The organism is Synechococcus sp. PCC 7502 (assembly GCF_000317085.1).
Taxonomy (GTDB): domain Bacteria; phylum Cyanobacteriota; class Cyanobacteriia; order Pseudanabaenales; family Pseudanabaenaceae; genus PCC-7502.
This window is the reverse complement of sequence record NC_019702.1, coordinates 357,447-376,786: the sequence shown is the minus strand read 5'-3', so window position 1 is coordinate 376,786 and position 19,340 is coordinate 357,447. Positions and strand designations below refer to the sequence as shown.

Here is a 19,340-nt window from a genome sequence, read left to right as displayed (position 1 = left end):
GTGTGGTAAAAAGTGACTTAAACTTCAAGACCTAGTAAGCATCCTGTAGCTCGTAAAAATCTGGAGTAATATAATCCTTGCGCATCGGATAGCCTACCCAATCCTCAGGCATTAAAATTCGTTTCAGGTTTGGATGCCCTTCGTAGATAATGCCATACATATCATAGGTCTCCCGTTCCTGCCAATCTGCGGATTTCCAAATCCAAAATACCGAAGGTACCCTAGGGTCATGGCGAGGTAAAAATACTTTCACTTTCACTTCATCGGGCTTAGTTTGAGGGTTATCCGTAAGCTTCACCAAATGATAGGTACTGACCAAATCTGCACCTGCTCCAGAGTCATAACCACACTGACACATTAAGTAGTTAAATCCATAGGCATACAAGGCTGTAGCAAAAGGCAGTAAATAGTCACGCTGGACTTTAAGGATCGGAATACCCTGATGATCTAAGCCTAAAAACTCATGACTAAAACCATTCTCCGTCAGCCAACCAGAAATTTTATCTGTAATAGCGATCGCCGTGGTTTCTTCCAGCCCCTCTGATGCTTTAATTTCTTCAGCCATTAATTTCTACCTCCTGCTTCTTGGCAATTTCCAACGCTGGCAAAGGAATGCCAGATTCCACTAAAGCTTTGGGCGGAGCTATACGGGTGGGTAGTTCTAAATATTTACCAGTTAAAATTGGCTCAACTACTTTCAGTTCATGCTTGACGCTATAGAAACGATGGGTTTGATTAGTAAATGCTTTGTCCTTATAACCCTCGGCATCAATTTTTTTGCGGAGCTTAATAATGGCATCAAAAATTGCTTCGGGTCGGGGTGGACAGCCGGGCAAATACACATCCACAGGAATTAATTTATCGACTCCACGCACTGTAGTGTAAGACTCGGTACTAAACATACCGCCTGTAATCGTACAAGCACCCATAGCAATTACATACTTAGGTTCTGCCATCTGTTCATACAACCTAACTAAAGCGGGAGCCATTTTCATGGTCACTGTGCCAGCCGTAATAATTAAATCTGCTTGACGGGGACTAGAACGAGGTAGTAAACCAAAGCGATCGAAGTCAAACCTTGATCCCAACATTGCCGCAAACTCAATAAAACAACAGCTAGTGCCATAGAGCATGGGCCACAGACTAGACATTCTTGCCCAGTTGTAGAGGTCATTCAGGGTGGTAAGCACTACGTTATTAGATAAATCTTGGGTTACCCTTGATTCTTCGATGGGATTGATTAAGCGTTGTTTTTGATCCTCAATACTAAAATCTAAACTAACATTCTCTGCTTTCATGACCATTCTAAAGCTCCTTTGCGCCAAGCATATACTAAACCTAAAACTAGAATCGCAATAAAGATTAAAGCTTCAATGAAAGCTAGTAATCCCAACTGACTAAAAGCCACTGCCCAAGGATATAAAAACACAGTTTCTACATCAAAAATTACAAAGGCAAGGGCAAACATATAATAGCGAATATTAAATTGAATCCATGCCCCACCCTTTGGTTCACATCCAGACTCATAGGTAGTGCGGCTGGTTGGAGATGCGATCGCAGGACTAAGAAATTTTGCTAAAACTAATCCTGAGACAGGAACAAGGGTACAGACTATCAAAAATACCAGAAGGTACTCATAACCGCTTAGAACCAAGGTCTTTTCCTCTTAATATATCTAAATTAATATCTGAAATCTAGTATAGCTGGGTTAACCGTAAAAATTTATGTCAGTACTCATACTTCGCCATGATCAAATTTTATAATTATGATTGGTTTGCAGTTATACAGCTTTATGCCAATCCATTTATACAAATTTATACAAATTTTATACAAATGCTGCAATCTAACCGCTCTAAACGCTATATATACAAATATAAAAATCTTTTAATAGTAGTAAATAATCAGGAGTCACAGTGAGTTCTAATTTAAATAGTGGTTTAGCCGCAAAATTACGGGATGGTACCGCCAAGTCTCATTCCATGGCAGAAGGGGCAGATTTTATTAAATGCTTTTTACAGGGCGTAATTGATAAAGAGTCCTACCGTAAATTGGCTGCAAATTTTTACTTTGTTTATACTGCCCTAGAAGCTGAACTAACTCGGCACAAAGATCATCCAGTTTTAAGTAGTCTTTATACCCCCGATCTCTGGAGAGAAAAAAGCCTAGAGCAGGATTTAGCATACTACTATGGTACCGACTGGCGCAATCTAGCCCAACCCTCCGAAGCTTGCAAAAAATATGTAAAGCATATTCAAGCGGTTTCTAATAATACTCCCGAACTGTTGGCTGCCCATGCCTATACCCGCTATATGGGTGACCTATCGGGTGGACAAATTCTCAAAAAAATTGCCAAGCAAGCGATGGGACTAAAAGATGGCAATGGTACGGCTTTCTATGAATTTCCTACTATTAAAAATCATGGGGAATATAAGAAAAAGTATCGAGCATTGTTGGATACCCTATCGGTCGATGATGCCACTCAGGACAAAATTGTGGATGAGGCTAATTATGCTTTTCATCTGAATATGGAAATGTTCCAAGAACTAAAGGGCAATTGGTTTATCACTCTATGGCAAATGTTTTGGAATTGGGTTCTCAGTCGGTTTCAACCTAGCTCGGCGACCATTTCTGAATCAACCCCAGCTTAATTAGTTACTGATTGATCAAGCCGCAACAAGCGGTACAGTTGTCGAAACCATAGCGGCAATTAGCTGATGTTCATGGACATAAAAGGGTAGATTATGTAAGTCTGATCCACCTTTACAGGCGATCGCTGCCACTGTTTCTAATTCCTTAAGGGTAATATCTCCTAGCGCCAAGTCACCTAGATTTTGGGGTAATTTAATCTCACTATAAAACTTTAAAAGTTGTTGGCGGGCTGTAGCTGCTAGTTGGTTGCCCTGAAACTCTTCCAGTCGCAGTTGCACCAAAATACCATAGGCGACCTTTTCTCCGTGAAGAGTATGATGCGATTGAGGCAGATGGGTTAAACCATTATGGACAGCGTGGGCAGCAACAGTGCGACATTGCGCTCCTCCCATCCCACCAATTATTCCCGCTAGACAAACTGTGGCATCAACAACCTCTTGCCATACACTGCCTGTGGGATTTTGTAATGCTTCGGTGGATTTCTGAAATAAAATATCCCGTAAAATTCTCGCTTCTTGAACGGCGGCAATTACTAAGGTTTTATCACTGCTACCACTACTGACTGAGGCTTCGTACCATTTAGCGATCGCATCCCCAATTCCTGCAATTAAAGTACGTTGAGGGGCAGTGGAAATTAAATCATAATCAACTAAGATTAAATCTGGACATCGACTTAACACTACATCATAACTAAATGCACCTGCTTCGGTGTAAACATTACTCAAGGCTGTCCAAGCGGCACAGGTGGCTGCTGTCGTAGGGATTGTCACTATCGGCAAATTATGTTGATGGGCAATTAATTTTGCCGTATCCAAAACCTTGCCTCCACCACAACCGATGATGAAATGGGGCTGGTGCTTAGTAATTTCTGCCTGTAGTTTTTTGAGGTTGACTTCACTACAATTTTCAATGGGATCGGCGTAATGAATGGGTATGTCTGCTTGATCCAAGGCGGTTTTTACGGATGCTTTAGACTTTGTACCTGAAATTATAAGGGCAGACTTTCCTGATCCTTGTAACCAAGTCGGTAAATAATCTACTAATTTATGCACTATGCCCTGCCCTCTAATTACTTGACTGGGGGCGATCGCTAAAATGGGCAAACTATTAATTACAGTCTTCATCGCATTCATCAAAAATCATACTTAACAATATTGGTTACTACTATTTTGACTTAAATACTTAAGTTATTCTTAACCCTTAGGGTTTATACCCATAATTTCTCTATCCAGAATACCTGTATTCAGAATATGAAAAGTTAAGGCGACTCTTGCCATTGGTAGCAATTGAGTGGTAAAAGTTAGGCGGAAAGGCGGTGCAATTAATTCCAGTAAATTTAACTAAATTTAAGTAAAAAAGCCCTATGGATATAAAAAGCCTAATTCGTGATATTCCTGATTTTCCCACGCCCGGTATTATGTTTCGAGACATTACTCCAGTATTGGCACATCCACAAGGTTTATCAGAAATCACTAATGGATTAGTTAACCTAACTCAAGATTTGCACATTGACTATGTGGTGGGAATTGAGTCTAGGGGCTTTATTCTGGGCGCACCGATCGCCTATAAATTGCAAGCGGGCTTTATTCCTGTGCGTAAACCGAAAAAACTACCTGCACCTGTATATCAAGCTGAGTATGCCTTGGAGTATGGCACCGATCGCCTAGAAATGCACCAAGATGCTTTTGGTAACGGCAGCAGAGTTTTAATTGTTGATGATGTAATTGCTACGGGGGGAACTGCATCCGCTACGGCTAAGTTGGTGGAATTAGGAGGGGGAATTGTTGTAGGCTTTGCCTTTTTAATTGAGCTATCTTTTCTGTCTGGGCGATTGGCGCTACCTGCTAATATTCCGATTTTTAGCTTAGTTTCCTACTAGGTTGGGGCTGATTGATGATGGCTAATAGAATACCTCTGATTTTTCTAGGTGTAATTGTTTTGATTGCAGTTAATTTGGTAATGCAGGTTTGGTGGCGATCGCCAAAGGCTCCAAGTGGTGAAATTTGGACAGTAACACGGGTTTTAACTGGGCAAACTGTAGCAGCAAAATCTAATGCTGGCATAACCACACGAATTCGTCTGTTGGGGATTGCGGCACCTTGGAAAGAGCAAGAACCTTGGGGCAACTTAGCCCGCCAAAGACTAGAACAGTTAGTAAAAGATCAACCAGTTGTTTTAGAGTTTGATCAAGAACAGAAAGAGAGGGGCGATCGCCTACAGGCATATATTTGGCAGGGTAATACCTTAGTGAATGCCCAATTAGTTAAAGAAGGCTATGTCCTTGCTGATGTTTTTCCTCCCAATGTTAAGTATGAAAATAAGCTCAAGATGTTAGAGTCAGAGGCAAGGCTATTAGAACTGGGAGTATGGAATCCTCAAGATCCTATGCGTATAAGTCCTAGGGATTTTCGTCGTCAGGTTTTACGCTAGATTTTTTAATAAGTGAAAAAAACTATGATTAAGTGTTCTGCCTGTGGATTCGATAATCCTGATGTTAATAAATTCTGCCAAAACTGTGGGATCGAGATTATCACTTCAGAAAATTCAGAAGATACTGATCCTTTGGAATTGGCTAATTCGGGATTGGCTGATTCAGGAGATATAACCAGTGGTGATGTGGGGGAGGATGTTACCGATCCAGAACTATGCAATTCCCACTTAATTAGTCTTAAGTATGCCGCATTAAGCGATGTGGGCAAAGAACGGGAGCATAATGAAGATGGATTTAGGTGCTTTAGTCAATTTATGACTACCGTGAGCCACAGTCAGCCAGAGTTTCAGACCCATCGAGGCTTATTTATTCTATGTGATGGTATGGGTGGTCATGACGGCGGTGAAGTCGCAAGTGCGATCGCCTTGGAATCAATTGCGGAAAGCTTTAAGCCCTTTTGGACATCGGGGCTACCTAGTCAAGAGAAACTAACGGAAATTATTGGGATCGCTAATCAGGAAATTTATGATCGGAATGAAGCGGAAATGCGCCGAGATGCTGGACGGATGGGAACAACCCTAGTAATTTTGGTTATTTATGGGACTGAAGTGGCGATCGCCCATATTGGAGATAGTCGAATTTATAAAATTACCGCCGATGGCTTAACTCAACTTACCCGTGATCATGAAGTCGCCAATAGATTAATTGATCAAGGTGTATCCGAGACGATTGCTTACAGCCGTGGCGATGCCCATCAACTCACCCAAGCACTTGGACCTAATATTTCGGCATCCCTTGAGCCAGCGATCGCCTTTTTTAATCTGGATAGTACTAGTCTATTTTTACTATGTTCCGATGGACTGAGTGATAATAACGTGGTTGAAGATCATTGGCAACAACTCCAATCCATAGACAAAAATAGTGATTTAAGCATTGCGGCTCAAGATTTAATCCAGCTTGGAAATGATCTAAATGGCTATGACAACATTACGGCAGTTTTGGTGCATTGTCAGATTGAGCAAAATTGAGCAAAATTCAGTAAATATATTGAAAGTTAATCTTTTTGCAACTCTTCTGCAATCAGTTGGGTAATTGCACTAGCATCAAGGGGTTTATAAAAGTAATATCCCTGTCCCTGGAAGCAAGACATTTGCTTAAGAGCATTCAACTCTTCTAAGGTTTCCACGCCTTCGACAATAATCTCCTTATCCATAGCTACGGCAATTTGAATGATCGCCCTCACCACTGCCCATCTACCTTTTTGGATAAATGATCGATCAATCTTCAGGACATCCACGGGGAAATCATACAGACGACTAAGAGAAGAATAGCCCGTGCCGAAATCATCAATGTATAAATCTATGCCTAGGTCTTTGAATTCCTTGAGAATTTCTACAGTGGCATCAGGATCATTGACCAAAGCACTTTCGGTAATTTCGAGTTTTAATTGGCTGCAACTAACTTGATTACTCTGTAAAACCTTACGAATATAGCTAACCAAGGAATTATTTAATAACTGATTAGCTGAAACATTAACACTGACGGATAAGCGATCGCTCTGGGGGAATAACTTTTTCCAAGTCGCTAATTGACTAATTGCTTCGGACAAAACCCACTCTCCTATGGGATTAATTAATCCAGTACATTCAGCCACGGGAATAAAGCGATCGGGAGGAATCATGCCATGACTCGGGTGAAGCCAGCGAATTAACGCCTCGAAACCTAAAATTTTACCCGTATTAAAATTAACAATGGGCTGATAGTAAAGCTTGAACTCCTGCCGTTCGACTGCTAACTCCAGGTCTTTATAAAACTCTGGGTCAACGCCAAAGCGATCGCAAATTTCATTTTGGAGGATCGTATTTTGGAGTTCTAGGGACTGGGCACGGCGATGTAATTGTTTCTGCAACTGCCGTAATTGAATATGGGTATCTACCCTTGCTAACACTTCAATATTTTCAAAGGGCTTATGAATGTAATCCACCCCCCCTACGGAAAAACCTTCGATCCGATCCCATAGGGTTTCTAGGGCAGTGACAAAAATTACTGGAATATCCTTGGTTTCGGGGTTTTGCTTAAGTTCAGCACAGACATCATAGCCACTCATATCGGGCATATTTACATCCAGCAAAATTAGATCGGGTGAGTCGCTAAGGGCTTTCTCCAGAGCATCTTTGCCATAGGCAGCCTCCCAAATTTGATAACCCTGCATAGACAAAATTGCTGCCAGTAACTTGCGGTTGATGGAGCTATCGTCAACGATCAGAATATTTCCAGATTTATTTAGCATGGTGCTACTTTCCCACAAGACCAACACATTGCTCGAGAATTCTTTGTAACTCCTCTAGGCGCACGGGTTTACTTAGATGGTTACTCATCCCTGCGGCTAGGCAACGCTCTCGTTCTTCCTGCATAGCATGGGCAGTCAAGGCAACAATTATGGGGCGATCGCCTGCGGGGAATCTTTCATAAATACATTTTGTGGTTTCAATACCATCTAAATTAGGCATTTGCACATCCATCAGAATTAGATCATAAACCTGACGCTCAAGGGCAGTTAAAACCTGCTCTCCATCCATCGCTACATCGGCACTAAAGCCTAGTTTATGCAACATCCGTAATGCCACTTTTTGATTGACAACATTATCCTCTGCCAGCAAAATCCGCAAATTTAAAGCATTATTATCACCTAGGGCAACATCCGACTCAATCAGTACTTCATCTTCCAAGATTTTAGGTAAAATTACATCCCCTGATAGAAGCTCTATATCAAAGCTAAACACCGAACCTTGCCCCAAGGCACTTTCAGCCCTAATTTCTCCTCCCATTAATTCCACAAATTTACGACTAATTGTCAGCCCCAGCCCCGAACCTTCTTGAGATTTGCGTCCCGATTGACTTTGAATAAAAGCATCAAATATAGTTGGGATCTCAGTTTTAGAAATTCCGATCCCAGTATCTTCAACTCGGAATAATAAATGCACAAGGTGATTTGAGATATCTGATCTAATTTGGGAAGATGTTTGGTTTGGTGCTTGAATCGGAGCGATCGGTAAAGCTTCTACAGTCAATGTCACTCCGCCCACTTGGGTAAACTTCAGGGCATTACTGAGTAAGTTAATTAAAACTTGACTTAACTTCACCTCATCACCAATGACATAGCGGGGAATTTCATTAACTTGGATAAAATCAAGAGTTAGTCCCTTAGACTCGGCTTTGAGGTTAAGCATATCTTTTAGGCGATCTAGGAGTCCATGTAGATCAAAGTTAAATTCATTTAAAACTACTTTTCCTGATTCAATTTTTGACATCTCCAAGACATCATTAATTAACGATAAAAGATGCTCCCCACTGGTTTCAATAATTTTTAAATTTTCCAGTTGGGTCGAAGTTAAAGAATGATCATCCAGCATCAGTTGGGAAAAACCTAAAATCGCATTGAGTGGAGTGCGTAATTCATGGCTCATATTTGCCAAAAATTGACTCTTGGCACGATTAGCAATTTCCGCTGCTTCTTTTGCCGCTTTAAGTTCAGCTTCGGCTTTTTTGCGATCGCTAATATCTCGCTCCACCCAAATTACTTGATCCTCTGATAAAGGGGAAACCGTAGCCGCTAACCATACTTCTGTATTAGTACGATTAGATTGATGATTAAATGGAGCAAGGCGATCGGAAAATTCTTGGCAATATTCAATGGTTAAGCTCTGTTGCTGGGTTAGTGCCTGTTGAATTAATTTAATATGAATTTCGGCTAAGGCGGGCGTAAAAATATCACGGACACTGGTCAGCACTCGATTTGAGAATAATGCTAAGCGACTAGAGTTAGTTTGTGCCACTTTAAGGCAGACACCTTGCTGGTTATAGACCAAAATTGTATCGGTCATCGCTTCAAATAGCGATCGTAATTCCGCTTCGGTACTTTGTAATTCTTGGGTACGGCGGGCAACTAACGATTCTAATACTTCTGCTTGCTCTCTTAATAGATTTTCAGAAACCTGTAATGCCAGTTCTGCCTGCTTACGGGCAGTTATATCGTAAAAAGTACTGAGATAGGTAGAATGTCCCGATAAGATTAAGGCATGAAGTGAGGCTGCCACCCAAATAATTGATTCATCACCTTTTTTGATCCGCATTTCATAGTTTTTCACATACCCATGCTCTGCCAAGATTGCGGCTAAATGTTTTTCGTCATCGGGGTCGCAATAAAATTCCTGTAATTTTCGCCCTCTAATTGCCTGAGGAGCAACACCAAGGGTTTGGGTACAGGTAGAATTAGCATAGGTAATTAAGCCATCGGGTAGATGCCCAATCATCATAATTATTGGTGTTGCTTCGGCGATCGCTCTAAACTGCTCTTCACTGCGACGCATAAAGTCAACGGCATCACTATAAAGCTGATATTCAACCGTATCCCCATGCTCAGCCATGGTCTCCACCATGATTTCTAGGTCATGTTTATCTTCCGTGACCATTTCTAAAATCGATTCTAAAGTCGCCTGAGCTAGTTTACGCTCGGAAATTTCTGCAGCCAATTGTTCATTAGTTTCATGTAATTGCTGCTCAATCGTATCCCCATGTTGAGTAGTTGTATCTAGAGCAATCCGCAAATCCTGATTATCACTTTCGATCTGGGCAACTCGCTCTCGCAAAGACTGTAACTCCCGCAGCAGTTCATCAGGCTTGATTTGGTTAAACTCTGGTTGATTAGATTCTGGCATGGGGGTTAACAACTTTATGAGCTAGGGTTTGAGCAGCTATGGTGATTTTAAGTTCATTTTTTAGTACTATTTTCAATAACAGTTGAGGCATCAAACGACTTAAACACGTAGCGATTTCTACCCTGCTTTTTTGCCTGATATAAAGCTAAATCCGCATTGTTAATAAAGTTTTGAGGTGTAGATGCCTGCTTGGGGACTGTGGAAGATATACCTATGCTGAGAGTTATATATTTATTAACCTTAGAGAACTGATGGGGAAGTTGCAGTAGGGCAAGTTCGCTCTGAATTTTTTCCGCAACTTTAATTGCCCCTTGAGCATTAGTACTGGGTAAAACCACAGCAAATTCTTCTCCTCCATACCGAGCCGCTAGATCGGAAGGACGATGTAAAGATTTAGCGATCACTTGGGCAACTTGCATCAAACACTCATCACCTGCTGGATGTCCGTAGTTGTCATTATAGGGCTTGAAATAATCAATATCGCACAGTAAAAACGCTATTGAGGTTTTTTCCCGAATCATTAATGTCCATTCTTGATTGATAAACTCATCAAGGCGGCGACGATTAGGAATTTTGGTAAGCGCATCAATAGTAGCAATATTTTTGGCGGCATTGACCTCCTCTTGCAAGGATTTTTCTAAATAGTCGCTATGCTCAACTGTTAGCTGTAGCATGGTCTCTAAATCATCTTTATCCCTTGAGGTTGTTTCTAGGATTGCTTGCAAGGATGCTTCAGCGCGCAGTCGCTCAGAAATTTCAATTTCCAATTTTTGATTAGATGACTGTAATTCGGCTACTACAGCATCACCATGGGCAGTAATCGTCTCAATAGCTATCTCTAAATCTGACTTAGCTTGTCTGAGGCTGATCACTTCCTGCCGTAGATTTGCTAACTCTGCCAAAAGTAGTTCATAGTTTGAAGGATCAAAGCTATTCATAATTAAGTCAAATTAATTTAAGATTTGCTCTATCTGAAATTTATAGCAACCCTAAACGGATTGAGTAGGTGTTGGGGCTTCACCCCTTAGCCCCTCTCACAAACCCTTGTGATTACTATAGGCATTTAGTTAAAATTTAGGCAAAATCTAGTTTAATTGATGGCATTAGTCTTTGCAGATTTTTTAATGACTTAGTTTGCCACAAAATTTTACTTGATCCCTCGAATATTAATTGAATTTTGCCATTTTGGCGCACTTTAATCACAAACATAGAAAGCATACTAATCCCAGAGCTATTGAGAAACTCTAACTCTCGTAAATTAACGGTGATTGCGGGTTGATCGTTAATGGCATTGATCAATAAATCCATAATTGGTTGATATTCCTCTGCCCCATCTAGGCGAAGATAACCACTGCAAAAAACCGTCGAATTTTCAGGGTCGTACCAAACTCGATAATCGCTAGTTTTTATTTCCATAATCCATTCCTCTCTGAATCAATCTTAAAATGTATTGGTAACTGTTGGTTAAACTGCAAGGCTGACCATGATAATGACCTGAAAAATATTTGGTTTATCCAGCAATGACCTAAACTTCCACCCCAAGCTAGCGTTGTAGTCATTGATCATAGTTAACAGTCCCATACTGGAGCCACTTTCTCCTGTAGCTGCTTTTTCCATTTGCTTAGTGTACAGTTCATCAATATCGGAATTGATAAGTTCATGAATAAATTTTTGGTATCCGTCAACAGTACTAATGTGGGCATGATTTGCTGCCACAAATACTAGCTCAGTTTCGTAAAGATGCAAAGAAATACTTACTGGTAGTCTAGAAATCTGATCGCTATATTTCATAGCATTTTCTAGTAATTCATTGGCAATAAAGCTAACGGTACTTTTAATCTCTTCACGCTTATCAATAATGGCTTGAGAATCCTCAGAAATTGGGAAAAATGACCCAAAGTAATCCCCTAAAAAATCGGCGGAGATACCGTTATTACGCCAACGCTCTTTCCGAGATGTTGAAGTAGGTGAAAAATTTATGGTCAAATATTCATCGGTGGCTGGTAGTGGTTCCAAAAACTTACCAAATACTACATCTGTTGATAATGAGGACATAATTAACTGTAATTAAAGGTAGTGGTACAGATGAATCTATTACTTTTAAGGATTGGGATTAGTTAGAAGTTAGTCGTATTTGAGCTAATGAACACAGGAATATTATGAATTAAATTAGTTTGTTTGACCAGATTAGTAGAAGATTACTAGGTTTTACTAAATCAATTGATAGGTAAAGATATGGTTAAAATTTTGGCATTTAGTATCAGTACCTTACAGAATAATCCAAATTATCTCGAAAACCTCATGGGATTTTAGTGATTTTAGGGACAGTTTTGATAACTATTGTGAATAAATTGCTCAAATGTATATAAATTAAAGGTTTTGACTATACACAATCACTATATTGCCACTAGAATAAACTATTGAAAATCATAGCCTATAGGAGTTTCATAAAATTATGAATAAAGGTGAATTAGTCGATGCGATCTCTAAGAAAGCTAGTGTGAATAAAAAGACTGCTGATGAAGTTCTAACCGCCACGTTAGAAGCAATTGTCGAAGCTGTATCTACAGGCAGTAAGGTAACTTTAGTTGGTTTTGGCTCTTTTGAACCTCGTCGGCGTGAAGCTCGTGAGGGACGTAATCCCAAGACCACAGAAAAGATGACAATTCCTGCGACTACAGTTCCTGCTTTTTCGGCGGGTAAATCTTTTAAGGAAAAGGTTGCTCCTCTGGAAATTCCTGCTAAGGGTAAGTAAGCTAAATAATTTATATCTAGGGCAGATAATTATGTCTGCTCTATTTTTTGCTCCCATTCTAATTTATCTATAGATTTAGGAATAGCTCGTAATTGGGGTGAATTACAAGCTACATTACTTTTTCGGATTTTTACCTTCAAAATATAAATATTGAAGTTTAATCACTAAAATCAAGCTAATTGTTATATACGTTCATAGACACATAAGTACAAAAATGACTAAGGAAACGGCTGAAGAATTATTTAATCAGGGATTAGAAAGATATAAAGCGGGAGAAGATGCAGCTACATTAATTCCTTTATTTAAAGATGTGTGCGATCAATCTCCCAAGGTGGCTAGCTCATGGATTTGTCTATCTTGGTTGTATTTAATTAATAAGCAGTCAACTTTAGCCTTAAAAGCTGCCCAAAAATCTGTCAAACTTAACCCTGAAGATCCCCAAGCTCGAATTAATTTGGCGATCGCCATGCTAGAAACAGCCCAAAGTGGAGTCAGAGAGCATATTCAATTAGCACATACCTTACTAACCGTGTTACCAGATTTAAAAGAAGAAATTGTGGAAAATTTTGAAGATGGATTACGCCGCCGTCCTAATTGGGCAAGTTTGGAAAGGGTAAAGAAATGGATTTTAGAGACTTAATAATCCTAATGGTTTAATAATTTACTGATTAATTGATTGTTTTTTATTAGTTCTCAATAAAACGTTATTAAAGCTCATTTAACTTTACCTCTAAAGCATTATTAGTCAGGAATTCTTAACGTAATATGTCTTGAACTGATGATAATCTGGTGATTATTAAGTAGCTTAGGCTACACCCTTATAAAAATCACATTCTTAAGTTCAAACTATAATTACGGAGATATAAAAAATGCAAAACGTAGAAAATGTCAGAGTTAAGCCTGAAACTCGCAATCACAAAGGTTTTTTTGTTTTAGAATCCTCTTATAAGTTAATTGATGTTAATAAAAATGGCTGGGCATTAATTTGTTTAGATGAAGCAACATGTCATTATGTTGATCCCGATGATCTAAAAATGCCAAGGGGCTGGAAAAGCGCGGATGGTAATTCTTTATCTGCCTAGAAAATGCTAAGAATAATTAATAAATTAGCTCAAAAACTAATTAACAATGGTGGCTTGACAGAAATGTTGAGTCATTTTTATTTATAGGTTATTTAATAGGTTATTTACAGATATATTTTTCTAGGGTGGGAATTAATAATGCGATCGCTTCTGAATAAGGTAAAACAGTTACAGGTATTTGCTTTTGTTTCAGGTGATCTAAGTCAAAATTATCTAAGTCAAGAGGGTTATTACTTTCATTAATTATGATAATTGGTACAGATATTAGTTTGAGCCTATTAAATATTTGACTCTGGACTTTCCAGTTTTCGGAATTTAGTTTAATTACTAGAAGATCAATATTTTGGTGATTATTTTGATTATTAATTGATGATGAAATGTGACTTGGCTCATGGAATATATAAGGCTTAAACCCAGATATTAATAGGTACTGAAATAGTGACTCAATTAATTGATCGTGATTGCCATTATTGCTAAAATCACATAAACCAATTGTTGCTGAATCTTGATTGCCTGTAGCTTTTTGAATAGCTTTATTGATTTGTATGGAGGTTAGTTGATTGAGGAAATAGAGATTTAGATTGGTAAACTTGGTATAAATACTTATCTCTTCTTCTAAGAATTTTTGATCTAACTTTTGATCCATACCCAGTTCATGAATTAGTAGTATGGGTAGATTTTTAAGAATAGAGCGACTAATTCTTTTTAATTTGGTTGACGCTTCGGCGATCGCATAATCCAGTAATACTAATTTAGGTTGCCATATTTTCCCCAAAATTTCACCTTGACTAATGTCTGTTGCCGTTAGAACTTGACACTCTAATCCTTGAATTAATGGCAGAAGTTGCCTATGGGTTTCGCCAATATGTAAAATTGTGAGTTTATTAAGACTAGTTGGGGCGATCGCTTTGAGGAATTCTAAATCTGAGCTTTGGATAGGCTTAGGAATATACCAATCCGCTTCAGTTCCAAGATTATTAGCACTATCATTGAGCGTAACTAGTACTTTGATTGTGGCGGTGGCGGGGTCTTTTTTAAGTAATGATAGAACATCCCAACCAGACAGTACGGGCAAATCTGGACTTAAACAAATAAAGCTAGGCTGTAATTTTCGAGCTTTTTCTAATGCCTCGGTACCAGAACGGGCGACTACGGAGCGATAACCCATGCCACCTAAAACTGTAATTACATGACTAATATCTTCGGGAATATGCTCAACCACTAGGACTAACTTACTAGAGGCATTGCGAATTTGCTCTGGAACGTTTAATAGGTGCGGAGGTGCAGGGGGTAATAAAATTGTGAATTCACTTCCTTTTCCCACTTCAGAAATAAAAGTGACATCTCCTCCATGCAGCCTAGCTAGGTGTCTGGTTAAGACTAATCCTAGTCCCACTCCATCATATTTACGGGTAAGGATATTTTCGAGTTGCTGAAATTTTTGGAAAATCAGATGTTGTTTATCTTGAGGAATACCAATGCCGCGATCGCTGACACAGATGGCAATCCAACCTTCCCACATCTGTACTGATAGCTTCACCTGCGGAATACTTTCGGTAAATTTAATGGCATTAGATAACAAGTTAACCAACATTTGCTGTAGGCGCATTCCATCGGCAATAATCTGGTCAACTGCTGCATCAATATGTATATCTATATCCAGATGATCTGGAGATTTAGCCCAGTTATTGTCCTGTTGAAGTAGTTTATGGGTTTTGAGGATGCTCTGTTGGCAAATTTCGCCTATGGATAAAACATCGGGATATAGCTCTAGTTGACCTGTTTCAGCTTTTGCTAAGTCCATAACGTTATCAATCATAAACGTCAGGTGCCTACCATTTTGATGAATCATGCTGACATAACGTTTTTGGCGTTCATTTAAGTCACCAATGGTTTCTGTACTCAATAGGCTTGCCATCCCAATTACTGAGGTTAAAGGTGTTTTCAGTTCATGACTAATACAGGCGATAAATTCATCTTTGATCCGATTAAGTTTGACTAGGTCAATGTTTTGCTCGGATAACTCCTTTGCCAAATGCTCCTGTGCAGTTATATCCTGAGCGATCGCCATCCATAATCCAGATAAATCTCCACTTAGTTCAGTTTGGGTAATTTGCCATGTGCTTTGCTGGGACTTGCTCTGAGATGTGATCAGTCGTTCTCCACGCCATGCTAAGCTACCAAATTCTTGCTGCCACAGCTCGTTAGCACCCACTACTCCATACTTGTGATCGCAGATCGACACGGGAAAAGGTAACTGCTCGATTAGCGTAGTGAATTGATGAAGAGCTTGATGATTAAGCACCTGTGCTACCCTACGAATTAAGGATAAAACCTCAATAACCCCCAAATATTGATTACGGCGATCAACTACAGCCCAAATACTAGCGGAATGATCATACTGGCACAGACGATCTAAAAATTCTCGTACCGTAGTTTGATCGGCGATCGCAGGTAAGGGTTGCAAATCCAGTTCGGCTAAGGATTGTCCATAATGTTTGCATACACACTCTGTCGTAAATAATCCCTGAGGCTGTCTATGCTGATTCAGAATCACAAGATAAGGATTAGTTTTTAGTAACTCTAAAGCCTCAAATCCACTTAACTCTAGCCCACAGGTAGTAATCTTGGGCTTAAGAAAGTTAACAATAGTGTCATTAAGGGCGATCGATTCCATAACTTAATAATTTGCCACAGTCTCGAAACCAACCCCGTAAAACTAGGAAAAGCTTAAGAAATTAAACCCAAAATACCCATAAAAATTATCGTGATTACAAGTGTAACCATTACCGAAAATGAAAAAAAGCTTGGGGATGTTAAAATCTTGATGAATTCAGAGCAGATATCTAGGACTTTACAGCGTTATGAAGTTAAAACTCTAGCCTTTTGTAAATAGGATGGGATTTTTATATTTCTCATCAATGTTTTATCCACCACCCCTATGAATACACCTAAAAATTCTCAGTACCCACAGCCAAATTTGCCCAACCTTAATAAAGCTTCTGCCCAAGCAACATCAGCAGGAACAAGTGTTTTTATTTCTGGCTTAATTTTTGCTTTTATTAGTATTAATGCAGAGATGACTCCTACATTTATGGCGAGTCAAGTGGCAATTATAGTCGCAGTATCCATAGCCATAAGTATTTTTTGTGATGGCAGAAAGGGCTTAAAGAATTTATTTAGAGCCGATCTGGTATGTATATTGTCTCTGTATTTTTTATCATTAGTAGAATTTTTATACCCACAACCCGATTTCAATCAATTTTTGACTTCCGAACAAACACTTGCCGCCCTAAAAGTTTTATTAATAGGTTTTGCGAGCTTGGCAATTGGTCGCCATATCAACATATCTAAGGCAAAAACACCCCGTTGGTTAGATTTTAGTAATATTCCAAATACAGTTCTATTTAGGTTGTTGATAATTTGCGCCATTCTTGCCTATTTTAATATGTTGTCGTCGGTAAATTTCAATCCCATGAGAGTATTTGAGGCTTTATTAGGTCCGCGTTTCGCCGTACCTTGGGGGAGAGGACGTTTAGGAGATTGGCGCGCACTTATATCTGAATGGAATATATTGGCTAATGCCATCCCCCCCTTAACAGGGATTATCTTAAATAATCGGCGATTATTTCCTAGTTGGCAAATATATCTGGTGATATCTATCTTTGTGTTTACCATATTTGAAGGATTTGCTAGTGGGACAAGAAATGTCTTTTGTTCCTATGTTGCTACTTTTTTGGCTGGTTATTTTTTAACATTAAAGCGTCCTACCTTTTTCAATGTTGCTATTCCTATTGGCATTGCCGGTTATAGCATCCTATTTGCTACCCACCACATGTTGGGATTCAGAGATATCGGCATATTAAATTATTTGGCTTCAGGTAAATTTAACGAACAGGCACAAGAAACTCTGAAAGTGGATTTTAACCTTGCTGCCATGGGTTTATTAATAGATGCCTTTCCTAAGAATCATGATTTTTTAGGTCTTGAACTGATAGTTGTATTTTTAACTAAGCCTATTCCTAGGGTTTTATGGCACGACAAACCAGAGGGTTTAAGTGTTTCTATTGAAGATGTTGTAGGGGCAGAGGGTTGGACTGTTTCTTCAACCTATCTGGGTGAGTGCTATATGCTAGGGGGGATTTTTGCAGTAATAGCAATATCATTACTTTTAGGTATGTTAGCTAGTTGGTGGTCTCGCACAGTTAAGTTTGAAACTAGTGGTTATGGTATCGTTGTTAATGCCTTAGGCTTTTTTACGGCAGCAATTTCTATGCGAAGTTTAATTGTATTTACGACTTCAATGTTGCCAGTTATTGGGTTAATATTCTTAGCTAAGCAACTTCCAGGATTTTTGGGTATTAACAAGAATGTAGCTTATGATCCGCCACCCAAATGAGTTTTGAATAAATTTTGTACTAAGTTTTGCATAAATGAAAGTTTTACATATTATTCCTTCGATCAGCCCTAAGCTGGGTGGTCCAACGCAGGTTGTTTTGAATTTGGTAATGGCGTTAAGAGAAGAAGGAATTGATGTGGAAATTGCTACTACTAATGACGATGGCGATAGGTTATTAGATGTACCATTATGGCAACGTGTTGAATATCAAGGGCTACCAGTTTGGTTTTTTCCACGCTTTGCTCAAATCAAAGATTTTTTACCTTCATTTAGTTTTACCCGATGGCTATGGCGAAATATCCGTAACTATGACATCTTAGACAATCACTATTTATTTTCCTATTTGCCTAGCTGTGCGGCTATTATTGCTCAATGGCAAAGAGTGCCTTATACAACTAGAACTATGGGGCAACTAGCCCCTTGGGCATTAGCGCAAAGTAAGTTAAGAAAGCAAATTTATACCTACTTAATCGAAAGGCGTAACTTAGATCAAGCAGCCGCTATTCATTGTACTTCCATAGGCGAAAAGGAAGATGTCATTAATTTTGGGTTAAAGCCACCTAAAATAGTTCTACCTTTAGGAGTTATACCTCCACAGATTATTCCCAATGCCCAGCAAGAATTAAGAAATAAGTATGGTTTGTCTCCAAATATTCCGATCATTCTATTTCTCTCCCGTCTTCACTATAAAAAACGTCCAGATTTATTAATTGAATCATTAACAGAATTAAGCAAACATCACCAAGACTTTTATCTTCTAATGGCGGGTTCTGGAGAAGAGAAATATGTGCAATCTTTACTGAATTTAGTTACATCACTTCATTTAGAAGATAAGGTTGTATTTGTTGGTTTTGTGAGTGGATATGCAAAGGACTTACTATTACAAGGTGCGGATTTGTTTGTGCTACCAACCTATTCGGAAAATTTCGGTATTGCCTTAGCTGAAGCGATGGTTTCTGGGCTACCAATTATTACAACCTCAGGTGCACAAATTGCTGATGAAATTACTTTTGCGGAGGCGGGCTTAATTATAGATGGAGATATTAATTCTTTGGCACAGGCGATCGCCGATCTTTTAAATAATCCTCAACTGCGACTAAAAATGGGGGAGAATGGACGTAAGTATGCCTTAGAAAAATACTCATGGACTACTATTGCCAAACAATTAGCCAGAGCGTATCAAGGGATCATTGAGCAATAATATTCATTAGTCTAAATATCTTAAATCTTAAACATAAAGACTAAAGATAAACTAAATAAATTAGAATTTATTCTGGTTTGTGATGCCTTAAAAAATTAATGGTTG

General features: G+C 39.1%; 19 protein-coding genes. 9 read left to right on the top strand and 10 right to left on the bottom strand.

The features are described from left to right. Positions 1-31: 31 nt before the first annotated feature. From SYN7502_RS01795 to ndhC, 3 genes are read right to left on the bottom strand one after another with little or no spacing between them, the layout of a single operon-like run. Positions 32-565: an NAD(P)H-quinone oxidoreductase subunit J gene (locus tag SYN7502_RS01795; protein WP_015167190.1), complete on the bottom strand. Its 534-nt coding sequence runs from the start codon at positions 563-565 to the stop codon at positions 32-34. Then, the gene (locus SYN7502_RS01790) at positions 558-1,298 is read right to left on the bottom strand and encodes an NADH dehydrogenase subunit K (RefSeq protein ID WP_051023554.1); all 741 of its coding nucleotides are present in this window, start codon (positions 1,296-1,298) and stop codon (positions 558-560) included. Before SYN7502_RS01790 ends, SYN7502_RS01795 begins: the two co-directional genes overlap by 8 nt. Next, a complete protein-coding gene (ndhC, locus tag SYN7502_RS01785; protein WP_015167188.1) occupies positions 1,295-1,654 on the bottom strand; it encodes an NADH-quinone oxidoreductase subunit A in 360 nt (119 codons plus the stop codon). The genes SYN7502_RS01790 and ndhC overlap by 4 nt, the downstream gene beginning before the upstream one ends. Positions 1,655-1,913: 259 nt before the next feature. Here ndhC and SYN7502_RS01780 point away from each other — a divergent pair, with 259 nt between their 5' ends. Continuing rightward, a complete protein-coding gene (locus SYN7502_RS01780) occupies positions 1,914-2,648 on the top strand; it encodes a biliverdin-producing heme oxygenase (RefSeq protein WP_015167186.1) in 735 nt (244 codons plus the stop codon). A gap of 15 nt (positions 2,649-2,663) precedes the next feature. Here SYN7502_RS01780 and SYN7502_RS01775 read toward each other — a convergent pair whose 3' ends face one another. After that, positions 2,664-3,782: an iron-containing alcohol dehydrogenase family protein gene (locus tag SYN7502_RS01775; protein WP_015167185.1), complete on the bottom strand. Its 1,119-nt coding sequence runs from the start codon at positions 3,780-3,782 to the stop codon at positions 2,664-2,666. Positions 3,783-4,012: 230 nt separating this feature from the next. Between SYN7502_RS01775 and SYN7502_RS01770 the strand changes: the two genes are divergently transcribed. From SYN7502_RS01770 to SYN7502_RS01760, 3 genes are read left to right on the top strand one after another with little or no spacing between them, the layout of a single operon-like run. After that, positions 4,013-4,528: an adenine phosphoribosyltransferase gene (locus tag SYN7502_RS01770; RefSeq protein WP_015167184.1), complete on the top strand. Its 516-nt coding sequence runs from the start codon at positions 4,013-4,015 to the stop codon at positions 4,526-4,528. A gap of 14 nt (positions 4,529-4,542) precedes the next feature. Further along, a complete protein-coding gene (locus tag SYN7502_RS01765; protein WP_015167183.1) occupies positions 4,543-5,079 on the top strand; it encodes a thermonuclease family protein in 537 nt (178 codons plus the stop codon). Between the two features lie 24 nt (positions 5,080-5,103). Further along, the gene (locus tag SYN7502_RS01760; RefSeq protein WP_015167182.1) at positions 5,104-6,108 is read left to right on the top strand and encodes a protein phosphatase 2C domain-containing protein; all 1,005 of its coding nucleotides are present in this window, start codon (positions 5,104-5,106) and stop codon (positions 6,106-6,108) included. Between the two features lie 26 nt (positions 6,109-6,134). Here the strand turns inward: SYN7502_RS01760 and SYN7502_RS01755 are convergent, their stop codons facing one another. The 5 genes from SYN7502_RS01755 to SYN7502_RS01735 form a co-directional block, all read right to left on the bottom strand. After that, the gene (locus SYN7502_RS01755; protein ID WP_015167181.1) at positions 6,135-7,370 is read right to left on the bottom strand and encodes a two-component system response regulator; all 1,236 of its coding nucleotides are present in this window, start codon (positions 7,368-7,370) and stop codon (positions 6,135-6,137) included. A gap of 4 nt (positions 7,371-7,374) precedes the next feature. Further along, positions 7,375-9,798 (bottom strand): ATP-binding protein, encoded by a 2,424-nt coding sequence (locus SYN7502_RS01750; protein WP_015167180.1) that lies wholly within the window; start codon positions 9,796-9,798, stop codon positions 7,375-7,377. Positions 9,799-9,851: 53 nt separating this feature from the next. Further along, on the bottom strand, positions 9,852-10,736 hold the full coding sequence (locus SYN7502_RS01745; RefSeq protein WP_015167179.1) for a diguanylate cyclase: 885 nt from the start codon (positions 10,734-10,736) through the stop codon (positions 9,852-9,854). Between the two features lie 136 nt (positions 10,737-10,872). After that, the gene (locus tag SYN7502_RS01740; RefSeq protein WP_015167178.1) at positions 10,873-11,214 is read right to left on the bottom strand and encodes a slr1659 superfamily regulator; all 342 of its coding nucleotides are present in this window, start codon (positions 11,212-11,214) and stop codon (positions 10,873-10,875) included. A gap of 48 nt (positions 11,215-11,262) precedes the next feature. Beyond that, complete coding sequence (locus SYN7502_RS01735; protein WP_015167177.1) at positions 11,263-11,853, bottom strand: slr1658 family protein; 591 nt, start codon at positions 11,851-11,853, stop codon at positions 11,263-11,265. Between the two features lie 400 nt (positions 11,854-12,253). Here SYN7502_RS01735 and SYN7502_RS01730 point away from each other — a divergent pair, with 400 nt between their 5' ends. From SYN7502_RS01730 to SYN7502_RS01720, 3 genes are all read left to right on the top strand, one after another. Then, positions 12,254-12,553, top strand: coding sequence for an HU family DNA-binding protein (locus tag SYN7502_RS01730; RefSeq protein WP_015167176.1), 300 nt, complete (start codon positions 12,254-12,256; stop codon positions 12,551-12,553). 214 nt (positions 12,554-12,767) lie between these two features. Beyond that, positions 12,768-13,193: a tetratricopeptide repeat protein gene (locus tag SYN7502_RS01725; protein ID WP_015167175.1), complete on the top strand. Its 426-nt coding sequence runs from the start codon at positions 12,768-12,770 to the stop codon at positions 13,191-13,193. Positions 13,194-13,422: 229 nt separating this feature from the next. Further along, a complete protein-coding gene (locus tag SYN7502_RS01720) occupies positions 13,423-13,635 on the top strand; it encodes a hypothetical protein (protein WP_015167174.1) in 213 nt (70 codons plus the stop codon). Positions 13,636-13,735: 100 nt separating this feature from the next. Here SYN7502_RS01720 and SYN7502_RS18040 read toward each other — a convergent pair whose 3' ends face one another. Then, positions 13,736-16,312: an ATP-binding response regulator gene (locus SYN7502_RS18040; RefSeq protein WP_015167173.1), complete on the bottom strand. Its 2,577-nt coding sequence runs from the start codon at positions 16,310-16,312 to the stop codon at positions 13,736-13,738. A gap of 303 nt (positions 16,313-16,615) precedes the next feature. On the opposite strand from SYN7502_RS18040, the gene SYN7502_RS01710 reads away from it, so the two are divergent. Then, the gene (locus SYN7502_RS01710) at positions 16,616-18,034 is read left to right on the top strand and encodes a hypothetical protein (RefSeq protein WP_210391313.1); all 1,419 of its coding nucleotides are present in this window, start codon (positions 16,616-16,618) and stop codon (positions 18,032-18,034) included. Positions 18,035-18,068: 34 nt separating this feature from the next. Continuing rightward, the gene (locus SYN7502_RS01705) at positions 18,069-19,235 is read left to right on the top strand and encodes a glycosyltransferase (protein ID WP_015167171.1); all 1,167 of its coding nucleotides are present in this window, start codon (positions 18,069-18,071) and stop codon (positions 19,233-19,235) included. The last annotated feature ends 105 nt before the right edge of the window (positions 19,236-19,340 follow it).